Consider the following 1,135-nt stretch of genomic DNA (forward strand, 5'->3'; position numbering starts at 1 on the left):
GGCAACACCGCACAGAAAACTGTGTGCAGAAAATGTCACTGCGTGGTAAAATAAAGACATGAATAAACAAATAAGTCTGTCGGGCCTGAGCGATGAACTGGCGCAGGTGCGGACAAAGAAAAAAGAGTTTCTTGAGCAGATAGAGCGTATTGTTCCCTGGGGCAGATGGATTGCCATGATTAAGCCGTGCTACTACAAGGGGGAGCGCGGAAATAAGCCCTATGATCTGGAACTGATGCTGCGGTTATATCTGCTGCAAAACCTTTATAATCTGTCTGATGAGGCGACAGTTGCTGAGGCAATGGACAGTCGTGCATTCTCAGAATTCTGCGGCGTAGAGTCCAGCAATCAGGTGCCTGACGGGGATACACTGGGTCGCTTTCGAAATATCCTCGTACACAATGGTTTACAGGAGCAGCTGTTTGCACAGGTAATAAAGCTGCTGGGGGAGAAAGGCTTGCTTCTGAAAAAGGGCACTATCGTTGACTCTACCATCATTGCAGCTCCATCCTCTACAAAAAACCAGGACAAGCAGCGGGACCCGGATGCACATCAAGTGAAAAAGGGCAATGAATGGCACTTTGGATATAAGGCCCACATTGGCGTGGACAAAGACAGCGGTCTGATCCATACGCTCAAGGTGACGGCCGCCAATGTCCATGACGTTACCATGACTTCAAAGTTACTAACCGGAGAAGAAACGGTCGTATACGGTGACAGCGGCTATCTTGGAGCTGAAAAACGTGAAGATGCCATCATCACCAACCATTCAGGCAAGCACATTCGCTATAAAATCAATCGTCGTCCCTCGCAGATGAAAAAGGGTTCAGCCAGATCGCAGGCTCAGTTAAAACGCAGAGAACATGAAAAGTCATCCGTTCGGGCAAAAGTGGAACACGTCTTTGGCGTAGTGAAAGGCCTGTTTCGATACCGAAAGACGCGGTATCGAGGCCTGCGAAAACAGACCGCAAAATTGAATATGTTATTTGCACTGGCAAATCTGATTCTGGCTGACAGGCGTTGCTTGCCGGCTTGATTCGGTTTGCCCATGCAACGAAAATATGCTGATCCTCCGCCGCAGTTTGCCGATATTGGCAGATGGTGCGGTTTTTTCATGTCATTGCGCGGTGTTGCC

Annotated in this window: 1 protein-coding gene; it reads left to right on the top strand. The window is 48.8% G+C overall.

Annotation, left to right across the window (positions count from 1 at the left end; genetic code table 11):
- Positions 1-58: 58 nt before the first annotated feature.
- The gene (locus tag ACTNBK_RS17060) at positions 59-1,036 is read left to right on the top strand and encodes an IS5 family transposase (protein WP_441147882.1); all 978 of its coding nucleotides are present in this window, start codon (positions 59-61) and stop codon (positions 1,034-1,036) included.
- The last annotated feature ends 99 nt before the right edge of the window (positions 1,037-1,135 follow it).

It is taken from the genome of Intestinimonas sp. HCP28S3_D6 (genome assembly GCF_052065695.1).
Lineage (GTDB): Bacteria > Bacillota > Clostridia > Oscillospirales > Oscillospiraceae > Intestinimonas.